The sequence below is a fragment of the Bacteroides ihuae genome, from assembly GCF_900104585.1.
GTDB classification, from domain to species: Bacteria; Bacteroidota; Bacteroidia; order Bacteroidales; family Bacteroidaceae; genus Bacteroides; species Bacteroides ihuae.
In genome coordinates this window covers 808830-827722 of sequence record NZ_FNVX01000004.1, presented here as the reverse complement: position 1 = coordinate 827722, position 18893 = coordinate 808830, and the positions used below count along the sequence as shown (strand labels likewise).

At 36.8% G+C, this 18893-nt stretch carries 15 protein-coding genes; 1 reads left to right on the top strand and 14 read right to left on the bottom strand.

From position 1 onward, the window contains the following. Window positions 1-4: 4 nt before the first annotated feature. The 13 genes from BQ5338_RS04195 to BQ5338_RS04135 form a co-directional block, all read right to left on the bottom strand. A complete protein-coding gene (locus BQ5338_RS04195) occupies window positions 5-1588 on the bottom strand; it encodes a GH39 family glycosyl hydrolase (RefSeq protein ID WP_071145534.1) in 1584 nt (527 codons plus the stop codon). Between the two features lie 476 nt (window positions 1589-2064). Continuing rightward, complete coding sequence (locus tag BQ5338_RS04190) at window positions 2065-2583, bottom strand: DUF3836 domain-containing protein (protein WP_071145533.1); 519 nt, start codon at window positions 2581-2583, stop codon at window positions 2065-2067. 306 nt (window positions 2584-2889) lie between these two features. Next, complete coding sequence (locus BQ5338_RS04185; RefSeq protein ID WP_071145532.1) at window positions 2890-3612, bottom strand: hypothetical protein; 723 nt, start codon at window positions 3610-3612, stop codon at window positions 2890-2892. A 22-nt stretch (window positions 3613-3634) separates the two neighbouring features. Next, on the bottom strand, window positions 3635-4378 hold the full coding sequence (locus BQ5338_RS04180) for a hypothetical protein (RefSeq protein WP_071145531.1): 744 nt from the start codon (window positions 4376-4378) through the stop codon (window positions 3635-3637). 216 nt (window positions 4379-4594) lie between these two features. Then, the gene (locus BQ5338_RS04175) at window positions 4595-5005 is read right to left on the bottom strand and encodes a BSAP-5i family immunity protein (RefSeq protein ID WP_071145530.1); all 411 of its coding nucleotides are present in this window, start codon (window positions 5003-5005) and stop codon (window positions 4595-4597) included. 417 nt (window positions 5006-5422) lie between these two features. Continuing rightward, a complete protein-coding gene (locus tag BQ5338_RS04170) occupies window positions 5423-7129 on the bottom strand; it encodes a BT3442 family protein (RefSeq protein WP_071145529.1) in 1707 nt (568 codons plus the stop codon). A 196-nt stretch (window positions 7130-7325) separates the two neighbouring features. Further along, window positions 7326-7940, bottom strand: a complete 615-nt coding sequence (locus BQ5338_RS04165; protein WP_071145528.1) for a hypothetical protein — start codon at window positions 7938-7940, stop codon at window positions 7326-7328. Between the two features lie 275 nt (window positions 7941-8215). Next, on the bottom strand, window positions 8216-9709 hold the full coding sequence (locus BQ5338_RS04160; RefSeq protein WP_071145527.1) for a thiol-activated cytolysin family protein: 1494 nt from the start codon (window positions 9707-9709) through the stop codon (window positions 8216-8218). A 79-nt stretch (window positions 9710-9788) separates the two neighbouring features. Next, window positions 9789-10844, bottom strand: a complete 1056-nt coding sequence (locus tag BQ5338_RS04155; protein ID WP_071145526.1) for a thiol-activated cytolysin family protein — start codon at window positions 10842-10844, stop codon at window positions 9789-9791. Window positions 10845-10878: 34 nt separating this feature from the next. Beyond that, on the bottom strand, window positions 10879-12057 hold the full coding sequence (locus tag BQ5338_RS04150) for a BACON domain-containing protein (protein ID WP_262483077.1): 1179 nt from the start codon (window positions 12055-12057) through the stop codon (window positions 10879-10881). A 207-nt stretch (window positions 12058-12264) separates the two neighbouring features. Further along, on the bottom strand, window positions 12265-12999 hold the full coding sequence (istB, locus tag BQ5338_RS04145; protein ID WP_071144985.1) for an IS21-like element helper ATPase IstB: 735 nt from the start codon (window positions 12997-12999) through the stop codon (window positions 12265-12267). Then, on the bottom strand, window positions 12992-14566 hold the full coding sequence (gene istA, locus BQ5338_RS04140; RefSeq protein WP_071144984.1) for an IS21 family transposase: 1575 nt from the start codon (window positions 14564-14566) through the stop codon (window positions 12992-12994). Before istA ends, istB begins: the two co-directional genes overlap by 8 nt. A 588-nt stretch (window positions 14567-15154) precedes the next feature. Further along, window positions 15155-16858: a BT3442 family protein gene (locus BQ5338_RS04135; RefSeq protein WP_071145524.1), complete on the bottom strand. Its 1704-nt coding sequence runs from the start codon at window positions 16856-16858 to the stop codon at window positions 15155-15157. A 406-nt stretch (window positions 16859-17264) separates the two neighbouring features. On the opposite strand from BQ5338_RS04135, the gene BQ5338_RS04130 reads away from it, so the two are divergent. After that, window positions 17265-18452: an IS256 family transposase gene (locus tag BQ5338_RS04130; RefSeq protein ID WP_205409935.1), complete on the top strand. Its 1188-nt coding sequence runs from the start codon at window positions 17265-17267 to the stop codon at window positions 18450-18452. On the opposite strand, the gene BQ5338_RS04125 is transcribed toward BQ5338_RS04130, so the two are convergent. Next, on the bottom strand, window positions 18420-18878 hold the full coding sequence (locus tag BQ5338_RS04125; protein ID WP_071145522.1) for a Crp/Fnr family transcriptional regulator: 459 nt from the start codon (window positions 18876-18878) through the stop codon (window positions 18420-18422). The two genes, BQ5338_RS04130 and BQ5338_RS04125, sit on opposite strands and share 33 nt — an antisense overlap. Window positions 18879-18893 lie beyond the last annotated feature (15 nt).

Genomic DNA, 18893 nt, shown 5'->3' with positions numbered 1-18893 from the left:
CTGATCAGAGCTTTACCAGGTTCAGTAAAAGCACATCGTTTTCACGAATTGCAAACTCTCTCAAAAATACGCCCGAATGATCGACCTTAATCAGTTCTTTTGAAATTGGAGAGCCATCATTTTCCCTCTTAATATCCTCTACCTGTTGTTTGGTAAGTTGAGTTGGCTTATTCATTTCAAAATATGAAGTATAAGCATCATTCACCTTATAACCCACTTTATAAATCTCCAGTTGATAGTTACCTTTTGGTATTCCTGTTATTTCCACTTTTACTTTCCCTTTAGAGTTAGCAGGAAGATCACGTATGTAATACTGTTGATTGTTTATTGAATCTTCAGGAAGAGTATAGGTGAAATCCCAAAATAACACTTGAACATCCCCTTCCACATTTTTGCATGTCCACGACGAGCGGTCCGTATTTGCTAATTCCGTTTCTCCAAGTTTATTTAAAAGTGCATACGAGTAGAAAGCCGGTTTCTTGATACCCTGATAATTCAATAGCCCGAATCCGCCATGGAAAGGAGTAAACCTTGGTCCGGCTTCCTCAAAAATATCTGTAAATACCCAATATGACATTGAATTTGCTGCACTTCCCACTTGTTTTATCTTCTGAAGAATAAAAGCCGCCTCATGGTAGCTGTCATGAATAGGATCGGAAGGAGTATAAGATGAACTCCACTCTGTATAGTGAAGTTCCAGATTAGGCATTGCTGAGGCTTGTATTTGTTTCCGGGAATTTAAGACGTCGCCACTTACACTCCATTCGTTTTTATCTAAAACGGTGCCCGATGTGCCAAACTCATCTAAGAACCCTTGCTTAACACCATAAGCATGTGTGCTGATAAAATCGAGAGGAAGTGCATTCTTGCTGCAAAAATCAATCATCTCGGGCACCCATTCAGCACCAGCCGTAGCCGGTCCGCCAATGCGATACTCCTTATTAACACCTTTGATCGCTTTTGCACTATACCTGTACAATTTGAAATATTCCTCTTGTGTTCCCGCCCAGAATCCCGATAAGTTAGGCTCATTCCAAACCTCAAAATACCATGTCTTCACCTCATCCGCACCATATCGCTCGGTGAAATGCATTACCAGATTGTAGATTAAGTTCTCCCACTTCGTATAATCTTTGGGAGGAGTCACATTCCCTTTCCACCAAAAGATCGTATTATTTCCACTGGCAAGAGCTTTGGGCATAAATCCCAATTCAACAAAAGGCTTCATCCCTATGCTCAGAATATAGTCATATAAGACATCAATATATTGAAAGTTATATTCGGGATTCCCTTTCATATCTTCTTTATATACCCCCATGTCATCGGATAATAACCCATGCATCCGGATATATTTGAAATCGCATTCTTGTTTTACAATGGCTAGCTGTTGTTGCCAATCTGCTCTTAATCCCTCATTGGCCCTGCCCGCACCAATGCACTCTTTGAACATCGTGTTCAAATTTCCCTTCGTCTCTCTAAAGTCGATTTTAATACTTCTCTCTTGTTGAGTGGTGTTCATTGTTTGAGCAGAAACATTGCCAAACAATAGATTTCCCAGGATGGTAAAATAAAGCAGACTCTTTTTCATTTGTATTTTATTTAAGGATAAGCAAAAATAATCCTTTTTTGTTAGCTTTCTTGTTTTGGAGTATAAAAAAAACTTTTTTATGGGTTTATTTCTTCTATCATTGTTGGTTTCTTATTATTGACAAATTCGTTTTGAAAATGGAAGTTATAACTTCAGCGTGGTGAATTAACTAGATCAGCGTGGTGAATTAACTACTTCACCGCGCTGATCTAGTTAATTCACCAAACCCCACTCAGAAGGCCTGTGTCGATAGGTTTATTATGTTTACATTTTATACGAATGTATCGATATTATCAGTTGTACAATCACTACATTCGAGTAATGAAGTTCTGACAATAAAGCGGTGTTCCGACTTTATAAGGAATTGAGGTAAGCGGCGAATAAAAATAGAAAAGGTTGCCTCCATAGAAACTCTATGTTTGAGGCAACCTCTTTTGCTATATACCTATTTAAAAACTTTTCTGTAGAGGAGAAATTTATTCTGCTTTCGCTAGTAAATTTTCCAGAGTAGGAGCGTTTTCACTCTTTTGTAATTCCCATACCTTCGTACGTTTGTTCATCTTATAGTTGTATTGACTAATCATATTGTTCTCAACGCTGGTTACATATACCTGTTTATCAGAAGGAGAGAATACGTTTTTACTTGGTATCCACAGCGCATTTTCCACAATTGTTTCCGTTCCGGTGTAGCTGATGCTAAGTAGCGATTCTTTTTCCCATTTCATGGCTGATGAATTCCATTTATAGGTAGTCTTCTCTTTTAACTGTTTAGCTTCGTTATAAACATATTCGCACTTTTTAATAGGAGCTAGAGCTGATGTGCCCTTTTCGAGCAAATACATTTCACGAGATACGACTTTGCCATCTTTCAATACATCGTTATAGATAAAATTCTTTTCGCCATCATTATTATTGGCTGCTGAAGCCAATCCGGATACACTTAAAAACAAGGTTACTAATACAATCACTTTATTGATAAACATTGTTGCTTTCATAATTTTACTTATTAATTGGTTTTTATTATTTTCTTTGTCTCTTATGTCTATTAGACGTAGCTAATCTTTTTTTAGTTGCAGCGATTCATCTCTTTTTTTTAGATTCATTGCTCGTCAATAAGAAGACAAGAGGCGTGCCAAATAAGTAATCTATTGAATATCAGTATTCTATATGATAGTGACTATGTGCGAAAACGAACACTTTGTTCTCTTTTATATTCGCTAAAATAAATACGATGAGCAAATACTGTTTCTTTGCTCATCGTATTTATCTTCTTCATTCCATAATAGAGAGAACTTATGAACTTATCTACGTCTGCTGGATGAACCTAAAAACAAAACTAATCTGACATCGTAAATAGGGGTGTCCGGATATTTGAGTTTGTATGTATTTAGTAAGTCTAAGTCTGGCCTTATTACTACAGAGTCGTGGTCAATCGTTCCGAATCCATATTTACTAATAGCTTCATTAACTTTTATAGTTAGGTAATCTTTGCTCCACTCATAACTGCCGGTATATTTATTTCCTCCACTTTCGTTGACTATAACAGTTTTAGAATCCTTATCAAAAGAGTATAAGGTACCTGACCTACTCTTAGCTATTGCTTTTAGGTCATTTTCAATCTGTTCCTGAACGGATTTGTCATTAGCTTGCACTATGATCGTTGCTTTATCGCCATCTTCCATAAAGTTGCCGCTAAAATAATCAGAGATAACCTTTATCTCTGTTGTCCTATCTGAGTGATTTCTGTCTTTGATATATATGGATGTTGTCCCAACACTTTCTCCTTTTATTCGAATGGTCTTTCCATTATCTGCCCACCATCCGGATGCAATGTTCTGATTTTCTTCTGAAAGGCTTAGATCATCGGCTTTTGAAAGAACGTCAATGGTACATTCTTCTCCAGCCCAAAAATGAACTGAATAGCAACTCAGTTTTATCGAATTATTATCATCGGTCGTTGCATCGTCTTTTGAACAACCTATCAAGAGGAGGTTTACTAATAAAAGAATAGATATTTGTTTCATAGCTTTTTTTGTTTTACTTAATTTACATAGGCCGGGAGGCGATCTCCCAATTGTACCATACTCTGTTGACTTTTACTGACGTAATACCTGCATTTGGGTACAAAAGTTGATATTCTTTAGTTTTATCTGCTTTTATTATATAAGATGCCCTTCCAACCGCTATCTGGAAGCCGTACCTTTCAGCGATATTGTCATATTTAAGTATCAAAGAATCCATATTACAGCTATATGTGCCTTTGTACTTTACCCCTGATTGCGCAATATCCATAGTAAACTCCTTCGTTTCTCCATCGAAAGTATATAGCGTACGCTGTCTTTGCTTCACATATTCCCATAATTCATTTTCTATTAGTAGCTTTCTATCAGCATCTTTGGCTTCAACAATAACTTCCGATTTTACATTCGAGTCAGGAGGGCGCATAGTTATTTCTTCTATATTACTACTGCCAAAATAATGAGCCCAGACGTGGAAAATAGCTATGGTGCTGCCATCTACATCTATCACACTGATTGAGGCATCTCCGCTGCTTAAAGCTTTTATGCGGATTACTCCTTTATGTTTTGTATATTCCCACGAGATGACTTCCGGATTATCAATCTTTAAAGTGTAGTCATCGCCTTCCGCATCAAAGGACGCATAAAACTTTTCACCAACGAAGGGTTCGAAGTAAGTCTTACTTGGCTCGCTTGGTTGCGGATCCGTTTGGTTCTCGGAACAGCTGCATAGAAATAATAGTGAACAGATTATGAAAGTTGTTTTTTTCATGGTAATAATGCTCGTATGTTTGCTAAAGATTAATTATGTAGGTTGTTTTCTCACGGTGTTATATCTGATTTGAGAAAAGACTCATCATAAAGATGATGTTGTTATCATTGATAAGCTAAATAGAGAGATTAACGCCGTCACATTCTTCAAAAGGACTTGTGACGGCGTTATTAGTATCATAAAAGAGATTATTCATGACTTATGGGGCCAATGAATTTAGTCCGTTTTTTTAAGAGTTAAGGTACCTTTATATGCACCATCTCCGCCTGTTCCTTTTTCTAATACCATTTTATCTTTATTAGATTGGATAAGTAACCAATAACCATCTAAATCACCCTTTTTTTCATTCAGAACTAGTATCTTGCCATCAATAGAATAGTCAAAGTCATATTCAAATGGTGAGTCATCTCCTCTTTTCACACTACATCTTCCTTTATCTTCTGAATAAAAGATCATGCCTATATTGGCAGTATATTCTCCATTACCCCATGCATCCGTTTCCTTAAGTGTTCCACTCCATTGAGTCTGTTCCAAGGATGCTGCATTAAAATCGATATTGTCATCGTCGCCGCAACTGAATAGAATCAGGCTCAAAGAGAATATTAATATTGCTTGAATAATTTTCATAATGATGTAATTTATTTATAATCCGATAATTTTATATGAATTAGCTAAAGACGCTATTTGGATTGGAGTTCGTGTTTTCTGATTTCACACTCCAAAGTCTATCTTTTATTTTGTTCATGTGCTTGCATCCATAGTAATGAATGCAAGGAGTAATAATCCAACAATCTTCTTTTTCATGATTTTATCCATTTGAGTTTTGTCAAAGTTATGAATGTGTTGTGATTTTCCATTGTGTTTTTATGACTTATGCATAGACATGCCATGCTTGATAATCAGTGAGTTACATACTTATGCATAGACACGAGCTAAAAGCATGTATGTTTTTAACCTGTTTGGAGAGAATTATTGCGATGAAATAGCTCTAAATATGGGGAAGGAACAAGATAAGAAAATTGCTTTGATTTTCAGGTGATTTTTTTAGTCTATACTATTGATTAGATATTCGTATAGTGTTGTTTTGGATTCTAAAGTAATGTTCAGCCTTTGTCTTAATCTTAAGTGTTTTGTTCGTGCAGAACTGGGGCTGATGTTTAATAGTTTAGCTTCATCGGAGCTGTCATAGTTGAACATATAAAAGCAGCAATATTGCCATTCTTGGGAAGTTAAGTCCGGGCATAGGTCATACACCAACTTTTCCAGATTGGGATATGCAACTGTTATTGCATCCGTTATAAGTTGCCAGAGATTATCAGTTATCAATGGTTTATCATTGCCCGGCATATTTTGTTTAGCTAGTTGCGATAGCTTCTTGTAGATTGCTGAATTGGTCAAAATGTTGTTTTGCAGTTTTTTGTATTTTAAAGACAAGTCGGCTATCTCTTCTTGTAACTTATCTACGTTTTCATTTTTAGCCTTTGCCGTTTCAAGCTGATTTCTCTTTTTCTCTAATTCCAGAGAGAGGTCAAGTAGTTTGATTTTGGTTTGATTCAATTCCTCTTGCTGTTTTTGAATTTTCGAAATGGTTTGTTTTCTATATATGTGGTAGGAGAGTAAGATAAGCAACGTGAAAGCGATGGATACAGTCAGAATAATAATGTATTTTTGTTTGGCTATCTTCAAATCATCAATTTCCGACTGTGCCTTAAGAACATTGTATTTGGTTTCTATTTCCAGTACTTTAGATTGATTGTCGGCATAGACTATTGAGTCTATTAGTTCTGTATATTCTTCCAGATTCTCAAGTGCTTTTTTGTAATCACCTTTGGCTTTGTAGATTAGATGATAAAGCCCTTTGATAGAATAGGTGTATTCAGGGTTGTTTTGCGGAACTTTTTGCAGCAATTCGTATGCTTTGGGTATTGAATCGGCCTCAATATATAGCTTTACAAGTGCTATATAGCTGGGCATTTTATTATTTCCTTGTCGCAATGCTTTGATGAAGCATGTTTTAGCTTTTCCGTATTTATGTTGCATCTGGTAGATATTTCCCAGAGAATTACTAATTGAAGCCTTAACATTATCATCATTCAATCTGATCGCTATTGAATCTGCTTTTTGCATCACTTTTAAGGCGCGTGATAATGAATCCATGAGTGCGTACTCGCGACCGACATCTCTCAAAGCACAAGCATAACTCCTCACATTGTTTGCTGTTTTGAATTTATTGGCACCGGTTTTATATTTGTCTATGGCTTGTTTCTGCATGTCTTCTTGCTCGTATAAGTCTCCCATATAACAATTGATATATCCACATAAATTATGTAGTTTGTTTTTTTCTGCTATTTCTAAGGCGTCAATGTATATAGCCATGGCTTTGTCATAATTACCATCAGCTACATAAGAACGTCCTAGATAGAGCTTCATTTGTGCTTGCTCTTCTTGGGTTCCGTTATTTTCATACCACTTAAGAGCACGGTCTAAATGGAATGTCGGCAAAATAGGAGTATTGATTTTATCGGTTACTTTACCCGATAGCATGCACCAATGCGCAAACGTTTCATCATCTAATTTCTCAGGAGATGGTAGATGTTTTAATACACTCGATGCACTATCAGGATCAGTATTGATTAATCGTTCTGCGGTTCTTAAGGCCGGTAAAGTTTCAGAAGGTTGATGCTTACATCCTATAAATAGAAAGGTGAACAGTAGTATTAGTATATTCGACAATATTCGAGCTTTCTTCATCTCTTTTAGCCTGATTGTGTTTTTAATTCATCACAAAGTTATGTTTTTTTGTTTGACTAACGAAGTGATCTTCCAAATTTTGCTTGAATATGATGGAACAATGCATCTGAAAAGGCTAATACGTATACTCAACTACATTTCATGGTAGGATGCAGTAAAGAATGATGGCATATTGCGATATGAAGTGTTACCAGCATTACTGGACGCTGCCATACGTTGTATAGATATTGCACCAAGCTATTTTTTCCAGACTTGAATTGAGATCTGATGGAGAGAAAGGATATGTTTTAAAAAAGAGGTTATAATTAAAGACTTGATAGGAATTCTCTATTGAAAGCATTTGCACTCCTTCATCCGGACGGAGATAGGTATAAATCAAAGCCACATGATAAATCAGTTTACCATTCTTTTTATAACCAATTTTACTCCAGCTCTCATCACTTTCTCTTATATAAATAGAATCCTCTTTGGATTTATAGTGTTTTTTGCTCCCATTATCAAAATCCAAAATAGAGTCGCTGTACAAAGTAATTGATTGTGGAGGGATAGACAAGCGAGATCCCCAAATGTCATCAGGTGAATAATCGGTGGTTACTTCCTTTGCTCCGTTCGGAGAACCTGCGTATACGGTGAAATCTTGGATTTCGCTTCTGTCAAATTTGAAATATTTGGGATAATCAGAGGTTGGGGCAGGTGGGTTCAATTCTTCTTTGCTGCATGAGAAGAATAAAAGCAAAGCACTTATTGAAACATAGTGTAATACTTTCATAGGTTCAAATGTAACTAAGAATAGTCTGACAATCCTTTTCATGATTTTATTAATTTATGTAAAAAAAGAATTAATACATCGTGATTCCCCAGCCTAATAATAACCAGTGCCTATTGATATCGTGTAACTTCCGTTTATGCATGGATTATTAAATATTCCGTACTTGTTTTCGGGTGAATCAAAAATATTCTAACTATTTATTGGTTTGAAAACAGAATATGTAGAAGCACCAGTATTGCTATTTTTAGGGAATTAGCCTGGGGAGATAGACCAATTTCCTCGAAGAACTCTTTTTTCGAGGAAATTGATCTCAATTATTAATAGCGGTTGAACGATCCATGATATTCCTCAAATGGGAAAATAAGCTTTTCATCTCCATAATAGTCTTTACCCATTATAAGTATATTCTCATTTGGGGTTAATCTGATTTGGGCTCTACGATAAATCTCGATACCTTGGTGAGGAATAGATGTATCAAAACTATCACCTTCAGGGCATTCGTCGTCTGGATATAGCTTTAATGATGTTTGATATCCTGCATTATAAGCTGTTTTTTTTGTATCATAAACTAGTTCCGGACGTAAAATCCATATCCACCCACGTATCGGGTCATTGTACGAATCTTTAAATAAATTATATGACTGTCTACGTAAATCAAAAGCAATCTTTGGATCTGCTATAACTGGCACTTTACTTCTGCTCCTGTAGAAATTTAGATAAAGTCCATCTGTTTTCCTTGCAAATTCAACATACAATGGACTTTTTTTAATGTTAAATTTGAAGTTGACTTTTACTGGAGTATTGTCTTTAACATGGTTGAACGTGCAAAAGATGGGTGTTCCTGGCTCATTTTTGCTAAAAATGCCTTTTTTGATATGTTGAATGAAGCCATAGTAACCTGTAAAAGTTTCAACCCCAGTAGTTCCATTTCCACCAATTAAATAAGCTTTAAAGTCACATCCATTTAGAAAATTTTGTTCTTCGGTTGTTAGACTACTGGATCCACTAACAAGCAGCTTCTTAAATACTCGATTAATCGTTACTTTGGAGTATTCGGCAGCGGAATTTGTTTCTAAAGACATTATACCCAATCGGCCAAACGATATAGAGTTGACATACACAGCTGAGTCAAGCATATTTGCCGGAATGGATGCAATCTTTGCCTGTGGGTAGTCCATAACAGCTTTAAAACTGGTTTGGTAAAACTTTACATATAGGCCGGTTGCTTTACTGATGGAATGATGCTCTCCATCTTCAACGGAAGATGATCCCCAGAATAACATGCCGGTATTTTTATTGCTGCCAAAAGCAACCTTCAACTCATTATATGAAGTAAACTGTTCGGTGGTGCAACTAAATTCATTACTTTGAGAAAAGTTACCTATAGTAGTTTGTTGCTGTACGTATTGCATAAAACTGCTATATGACGGATTGGCAATCGTTGTTGGATTAGCACCTAGTAAGGTCAGAGTTAGAGTTATCGGTGATCTTGGGTATATCAGGGGTTTATAATTACAATCCGCTACGGAGTTCTTTGTTAATATATTGCCTATCCAGATATGTGGCTGTAATTCCGGCACAACAATTGATTCAGAACATTCAACTTCTCTTATTTCTGTAAATGGATCATTAGCGCGAGTTGTACTAATTCCTGACGGCAGATTTTCCCCATACATCCGTGAGGTTTTAATTTCAATATTAATATCATTATCCGAGGATGCAATATTTTCAGTGTTCATGTTGGTCAGTTGATCTGTAGAACAACCAACCAATATTATGCAAAATAAGTAATAAAATATTTTGTTTTTCATTATCTCGATTGAATAAGAAATATGGTTAAATATAGCGGAAATACATCTTTATTGTGAATGTTGATAACAGTAATAAGTGTTAATTAGTCGCAAATGTTGTATTAAACACGGAATTATCTCTTGCGTAATTAGCCGTAAAGAAAATTGGGACACCAGGAACTTCTGTTGTGAACTCGCCACCTGCGATGATGAAGTTTTTGAATTCATTATATCCTTCTACAATTTTTGCTACTTCTTGACCGGCTCCACCGGAAACGCATAATTTTATTTGTGACTCTTCAAGAATTTTCTTATGTTCGGCAGAAATATTTAGTTCCACACCTACTTTTCCTGCTGTTAAAGCGGCTTGAAAAGCAACTTTAAGTTCATTGTATTCGTATGAACTCTCAATCGCTATAACGGCCATTCTACCAAATATTATTGAATTAACGTATAATGGCTCTCTTGACAGTAAATTGGTCAAATCACTTTCATTTTGAAAAACGTTTCCACCAATAGGATAATCCATGATCATTGAAAAGTTTTTTTGTACAATTCTCGCAAATAATCCTGATTTGGATCTTATCTTGGTATTGTTCACTGAAGCGTCGAGTTTAAATAATCCAGCGATATTGACATTTGCACCAAATGCTAATTTCAATTCCTGATAATACGAAAACTGTCTGTAGTCATACTCAAACGACAGTGACTGTTTGCCCGTAAAGTTAGGAGATTGTATAGCCTTGCTTAATGATCTATACATTCCTGTTACGGATGGCCTTTGAATTTGGTCAAAATAGTATCTTGGAAAAGTAAATGCAACATCTATTGGTTTTACTGTATTAGAAATCCATGAATATGTTAGATCATTTATAGAGGTTGCGCTGTATACTGCACCAACAAATATATTATCACTCACAACCGCCATTTCGTGGCTGTGATTCTCGTTAGAGCGCATATTAGGTTGGTTTGGATGATATGATGCATCCCATCCCAGGCTTTTAGTGGGTAAGATGATAGGTTTAGGAACGTATTTGGAACTTTGCGGCTCAATAGAATTATTGATCTCTATGCCATTGGTACAGGAGAAAAAGGCTGTTGTGTATAAACAGGCCAGAAATAGATTCGTCAGTTTTAAAGTTTTTTTCGTTTTCATGGTTTAAAAAATTAGATGTTGGAAACTAATAGACTTATTGTAATACTATAGTATAATTAACGTTTGTTGATGAATGGTCCGAATAGCTTTGAGTAGAAAAGGTAAGCGGGATGATACTAGAACCATTTATACTATTCATATATTTCTTGACTACTTCTTTATTATTGCCTTTGCCTTTTTCGGCAATAATTTTAAGATTATTATCAAAGTGCAAATAATAGACATCCAGTGTGTTGAAAAGTGATATTTCATACTCAGTAAGAGGCTCATCTTTTCTTATTTTTATTATTATATTATTTACAGTAATTTCATTTTCATCAGTTTCAATTAATAAGTAAGCCGTTCTTCCATAATTTATACTTTTGATACATGACAAGTTTTTTAATATTTTCTCATCCGTAATCTTTTCAGTTATTATTTCTTCTTGATTATCCATAACTAGGTCAAATAAAACCATGTTATATGAATAAATAAAGCCATTTTTTTTGTTCATTTCTTTTTCAAGATATGAATGACCTGAAATTATTTCCTCTAAGTTTGTTCCAAGATTGCCCTTGCCTAATAGATTCAGTTGTCTATACGAAGTATATTTAATAGGTGAATTATTATAATTAAATTGCAAATTTTGGATTGGCAACGATTGTAGAACCTCTTTGGCTAGATCTCCAGTCTCTTGATATGATGGAATGAATGTCTTTATGAAGGCTTTTCCATTCACAAAACTTCCCACCGTAATCGTATTGTATGTATAATTCGGATAATCTACTAGGTCAACGAAGCCATTTAAGTTGTTATTAATTAGATTTCCATGATATATTTTTTTTTGTATATATCCATTGATGAATATTCTGTTTCCTATTATATTATATATTCTTTCAATGCCATTGCTTCCCAATGTATAATTTGCTGATGTTATTGAATTGACTGGAAATGTGTGCCAATCAAGCTGATGTGCTTTGTTATTACTGTCTTGGGCGATATTTAAGGTCTGTTTAATTATCCCATCTGTTATTTTTATTATTGTCTTTCGTGTGGAATCTGTCTTATTGGGCAAGACCGTTACTTCGATATTAGGCTTTTCAGTGCCTTTGTTAGTATTAATGATGCACCAATCGGAAGTGTTTGTAGCGGCCCAGTTGCAATTAGAAGTCACATAAATAATTTTAGTATCACCTGAAGAAGCTATAAATAATTCATTTTGACTTAAATCAATATATGATTTTGGTTCTAACTCTACATTTGATAATATCGCCCGTTTGGTACCGCTATATCACTCCCTTGGTACCGTGTGCGACACTTTCGTGGTACCGCTCGTAGCGTTGGCTGGTACCGGTACCAAATGTGTGATATGAACGTCGTAAAGAGATACTTCTCAAGGGTGGTTGCACACCGCCAAAAGGTATCTCTCTCTGATTCTATTTTATTTATTTTTTCTCTTTCGTAATGATGGTCCTTCAAGATTCAGGTGATGAGATGAGTTTATCAGCCTATCCATGATGGCATCAGCAAGTGTAGCTTCCGCTATGTAGTCATACCACTTGTCCAAAGGAAGTTGAGACATAATAATCATTGACTTCTTTTCATAGCGTTCTTCTAGTAATGTAAGCAATGCTATACGTGTATCACTGTCCATTTTCTGCAACCCAAAATCGTCAAGGACGATAAGATCGTTCTTGTCTAGTCGTGACAACATCTGTGAGAAGGTTCCGTCAAGGCGTGACTGTTTGAGTACATCGACAAATCGGTTCATGTTCAGATAAAGTGTTTTCAGGCCAAGCGTACAGGCTTGATGTCCAAGAGCACATGCCAGATATGATTTTCCGCATCCAGTAAGCCCCGTAATAAGCAGATTTTCTCCACGCCGCACAAAACCGCAGTCAGCAATAGAGGTTAGCTGCTCACGGGTAAAGTTGCGGGCAGTCGAACAAGTGATATCCTCGACAAGTACTTGGTATCTCAATTTGCTCTCCTTCAGCAGTCTGGTAGTTCGGCTGTCATCACGACAACGGATTTCCGTTTCCAGCATTTTTGACAGAGCCATTTCTAAGCTTGGCCGCATCTGCACAGGAAGCTTTATAATATCACTGACCGCTTCAGCCATACCGCTCAGTTTAAGAGCCTTTAGGCGTTCTACAATTGAAGCAAGTTCATTCATGGTCGGCCTCCTTTCTAAGTGATGGTATGGACGTGTACGCAGAAGATCCTCTCACATTGTCGTTAAAGGGAGTTCTTGAAATAGATTCTTTCTCACCGGAAGCCAAATCCCGATTATTCTTAAGCATATTACAGAGAGTCTTATAGCTTGCCACATCCGTTTCTTCTCTCATCATCATGCAAGCATGTTCCAATCTGCTTCTGCCATATTTCTTTGCCAAAGCAAGCAGTCCGTTGCATTTCCCATATGCTTGCTGAGGGAAAGTGGTGCGCTGGAGGATGTCTGTTATTGCCCATTCAACAGATTGCCCAATGCGCGCACCTCTTTCTATGAGTGTTGCGGCATTCTGCTCCTTGCGATGCTCGTATGCAGTATGATTCTCCGGCATGTGCGATTTCTCAGTGGAGTAGCCATATGGTATGAGGCTTCTACGATGCATACAAGCGCATATTGTACCCACATAGATCTCTACAGAGTGCACGTCCCACATGATTTTAACCTTTTGTCCGACATATTTAAACGGGACACTGTAGAAGTGGCGCTCACTGCCTACACATACATGGTATGTACTGCTAAGCTTAACCTCCTTGCGCATACGAAGACGATACATTTGATCCGGCAACGGATTCATTTCAGGCTTCTCATACTTCTGAAAGATCTCCCACCGGGTAGAACCCTTGAAGGGAAGACTACAATATTCTTCAAGGAGTTCAAGGATGCGATCGTTCAGTGCATCCAAAGCGTAGAACTCTTCACCTTCAAGGCGGGCATACACGTACTTGTAGAGTTGGCCCACAGCACCCTCAACAGGTCCTTTGTCACGGGGTTTGCGCACGCGACAAGCTGTAGGTTCTATGCCGTAATACATCGCCCATTCCACATTGGCATCCGAAAACGTAAGGCTGTAGCGGTCAGATTTCGTTACCCATTGTTTCATGTTGTCACTTTTGGCTGTATGGGGGACAGCACCTATAAATTCTAGTCCTTTGTTGAGTCCATGGAAAAACCATTCGGTAGTGGCATTGGGCATGGCCATCATGAATGGCAGATTGCTGTAGGGCATCACGCATACCAATACCACCAGTTTCTGTCTCACCTTGGTGAGCCTGTCGGTCAGAAACAAGGCATCTCCGGCAAAGTCTATTTGCCATTCCTTACCGGGCTCATAGACGTTGTGATAGGAGTAGTCATTTTTCTCTCTATAAGAGCTAACATGCTTCTTGAATTGAGTATAACCATAACCGCTGGGACATTCCTTATGGTAGTAATCCTCAAATACAAACTGGACATTGGCATGCTTGCGACCCAGGCGCTTGATAATTTCCGGCATCATGCGTTCAAGCTCCTGCTTACGTCCATCGTCATTAAGTGCATTCTTTGGGGGCATAAAGATGGTTTCCAGCTCACTGTCTGCCATTGCTAGCAGCTCTTCAAAACTTTGTCTCGTCGTCGATGCAATCTTCCGATAACCCGATACGGTACGTTTGCTGCAATGAACAATTCCACATATATCAGCTTGTGGAATACCATTGCCTAGCATCTGTAAAATCTGTCTTAGTCGTAACATTTGGTTTACTTTTAGACGTTAATAATATTGTTAATTCTGGGCATAACCCAACAACAATATAATGCCATTGCAAATTTTACGAATAGAAGTACCGCTAAAAGTGATATTGATGGTACCAATCAAGTGATATGAACGTGGTTGAAAGTTGGAAATGGAAACACAAACGCCAACGGTACCAGTCAAGTGATACAAGATCAATCAACACGATAAATTGGGGTACCAGAACACCGCTATGGACGGTACCACGGGGATGATATTATCAACATTATTACAACTGATAAAAATGAATATTATTAAGAGTGAGGAAATCATTTTTGTGCTTTTCATATTCTTCTTTTTTTTCATAATTTTATCCATTTGAGTTTTGTCAAAGTTATGAATCTATCGTGATTTTCCATTGTGTTTTAATGACTTATGCATAGACATGCCATGGCTGATAATCAGCTAGTTACGTACTTTTGCATAGACATGGGCTAAAAGTATGTATACTTTTAGCATGTTTGGAGGGAATTATTACGATGAAATAGCTCTAAACGTGAGGGAGGAATAAGATAAGAAAATTGCTTTGATTTTCAGGTGAGTTTTTTACTACATACTCTGGATTAGATATTCGTATAATGTTGTTTTGGGTTCTAAAGTAATGTTCAGCCTTTGTCTTAATCTTAAGTGTTTTGTTCGTGCAGAACTGGGGCTGATGTTTAATAGTTTAGCTTCATCGGAGCTGTCATAGTTGAACATGTAGAAGCAACAATATTGCCATTCCTGGGGAGATAGGTCCGGACACAGATCATACACTAACTTTTCCAGATTGGGATACGCAACTGTTATTGCATCCATTATAAGTTGCCAGAGATTATCAGTTATCAACGGTTTATCATTACCCGGCATGTTTTGTTTAGCTAGTTGCAATAGTTTTTTATAGATTGCTGAATTGGTCAAAATGTTATTTTGCAGTTTTTTGTGCTTTAAAGACAAGTCGGTTATCTCTTCTTGTAACTTATCTACGTTTTCATTCTTAGCCTTTGCCGTTTCCAGCTGATTTCTTTTTTTCTCTAATTCCAGAGAGAGGTCAAGTAGTTTGAATTTGGTCTGATTCAATTCCTCTTGCTGTTTTTGAATTTTCGAAGTTGCCTGTTTTCTATATATGTGGTAGGAGAGTAAGATAAGCAACGTGAAAGCGATGGATACAGTCAGAATAATAATGTATTTTTGTTTGGCTATCTTCAAATCATCAATTTCCGACTGCGCCTTAAGAACATTGTATTTGGTTTCTATTTCCAGTATCTTGGATTGATTATCGGCATAGACTATTGAGTCTGTTATTTCTGTGTATTCTTGTAAATTCTCCAGCGCTTTTTTATAATTACCTTTGGCTTCATATATTTGGCTATAGAAATATTTTATTGTAAAGGTGTATGTCGGATCATTCTGCGGTGCTTCTTCCAATAAGTCGTATGCTTGTGAGATGGAGTCTGTTTCGATATACAGTTTTACAAGTGCCATACGATCGGGCATTTTGTCTTTACCTTGCTCCAATGCTTTGATGAAGCATGCTTTAGCTTTGCTATATTCATGTTGCATCTGGTATATATTTCCCAAGGAGTTGGTTATTGAACTTTTCACATTGTCATCATCCAATCTGATCGCTATAGAATCGGCTTTTTGCATCACTTTTAAGGCGTGTGATAATGAATCCATGAGTGCGTACTCGCGGCCGACATCTCTCAAAGCACAAGCATAACTCCTCACATTGTTTGCTGTTTTGAATTTATTGGCTCCGGTTTTATATTTGTCTATTGCTTGTTTCTGCATATATTTTTGTTCGTACAGATCGCCCATGTAGCAATTGATATATCCGCCTAAATTATCTAGCTTGTTTTTTTCTGCTATTTCTAAGGCGTCAATGTATATAGCCATGGCTTTGTCATAATTACCATCAGCTACATAAGAACGTCCTAGATAGAGCTTCATTTGTGCTTGCTCTTCTTGGGTTCCGTTATTTTCATACCACTTAAGAGCGCGGTCTAAATGGAATGTCGGCAAGATAGGGGTGTTGATTTTATCGGTTACTTTGCCCGATAGCATACACCAATGTGCAAAGGTTTCATCATCTAATTTCTCAGGAGATGAGAGGCGTTTTAATATACTCGATGCACTATCAGGATCAGTATTGATTAATCGTTCTGCGGTTCTTAAGGTGGGCGAGATCTTAGAAGGTTGATGCTTACATCCTATACATAGAAAGGTGAACAGTAGTATTAGTATATTCGACAATATTCGAGTTCTCTTCATCTCTTTTAGTCCAATTGTGTTTTTAATTCATCACAAAGTTAGATTTTTTTATTTGATTAATGAAGTGATCTTTCAATTTTTGCTTGAATATAATTGAATAATGCATCTGAAAGAGCTATACGTATACTCAACTACATTTCATGGTAGGATACAACAAAGAATAATGGAATGTCGAGACATGAAGTGTTACTAGCATTATTTTCATGATTTATCAAGTTTGAGTTTGTGCCAAAATTACGATACAGACAATCGAAAGTTTAAAGCATAAATATTTTGGCACTATCCAATATATTGTGTAAACTCTAGCTCGGGTCTTTAGATTCGAGTTATTTTTTTTATCTTTAAAAATAAAAATATGGATAGTGTTATGTCAAAACGAGAAAAGCGCCAGGCAGTTCCTGCCGAGATGCTCAGTAAAGAGTTCTTGAGTCAATTCAAGACAGAGGAAGATGTTAGTCAGTTTCTCAAAGATCTTCATTCTCAAGTATTGGAACAAATGCTTCAGGGTGAGATGGATGCCCATTTAGGTTATGACAAGCATAGTACTGATGGTTATAACAGTGGTAACTCTCGCAATGGAAGCTTTAGCAAGAAGATTCAGAGCGAGCATGGTGAGCATCTAATCGAAGTTCCTCGTGATCGCAAAGGAGAGTTTGAACCTATTGTAGTTCCCAAACATCAAAGTCGTGGTTTATCTATAGAACGCCTGGTTATCTCTCTTTATGCAAAGGGAATGAGCGTATCTGATATTGAGGATGAGTTACGAGACATTTATCAAATAAACCTCTCTACCAGTGCAATATCAATCATTACCAATAAAGTCACTCAGACTGCAATTGAATGGCAGAATCGCCCGCTAGAACGATTATATATGGTTGTTTGGATGGATGGCATCGTATTCAAGGTTAGAGAATCTGGGAAAGTGATAAACAAGACTGTTTATCTATGTGTGGGGCTTAATAACCGTGGCTACAAAGAAGTTCTTGGTATGTGGATCGGGAAGACTGAAAGTTCTTCTTTTTGGATGTCTGTTCTAACGGATCTCAAAGCACGTGGTGTGGAGGATATACTTATAACGGTAACTGACAACCTAAATGGCTTTACCGAAACCATACGTGCTGTATTTCCCCAATCCACAACTCAAATATGTGTGGTACATCAAATACGTAATTCATGTAGATATGTTGTATGGAAGGATTTAAAAGAGTTTACGGCTGATATGAAAGAGATTTATACCTCCGTCAATCGAGACCAAGCAGCCATCGCATTGGAAGAATTTGAGCGAAAATGGGGTGCTAAATATCGTCATGCCGTACAAAGTTGGCATCGCAACTGGAACGATCTGACTGCTTTCTTTGATTTTCCCATAGAGATACGTACTATCATTTATACAACCAATTTAATCGAAAATCTGAATGGCAAGATACGGAAATATACCAAAACAAAATTATCATTTCCTACTGACGATGCCCTCAGAAAGTCCGTTTGGTTGGCTATTAGTGAGATTGAAAAGAAATGGACGATGCCTATAAGAAATTGGGGTGTGGTTATGAATCAATTTTTAGTTATCTTTGAAAACAGAATCGAACTTTAGCACTCGACTAAAGCTCGAACCCGAACATAGTTTACACAGAATTATGGATAGTGCCTGATAGAAAACCAATCTTTCGAAAATTTTATCTTCAGCATATTTCTTGATTGAAGGAGAATTTTCCATGATAAATTCGAAATCTTTTTTCTCCAGACAATAAACGATGGTTTTTTCTATAGTTTCGAGAGTAAATAGACTCGCCCTATTTGTTCGAAAGCTTTCAATAGAGGCTACTTGATCTTCTTCAAAGAAAAACTGAACAGTAATATCTTTACTATTATTGTTAAACCAACTTCTAATGCAGCCTTGTTCTATAAAATAAATAGTATTGGCCATTTTCCCCTCTTCAAGCAACGTTGTCTTGGAAGGAATTATCTCTTTTCTAAAAAGATGACTAAACTCATTGAGATCGCCAAAATTGTGAGTCATTAGATAATTGTTTTT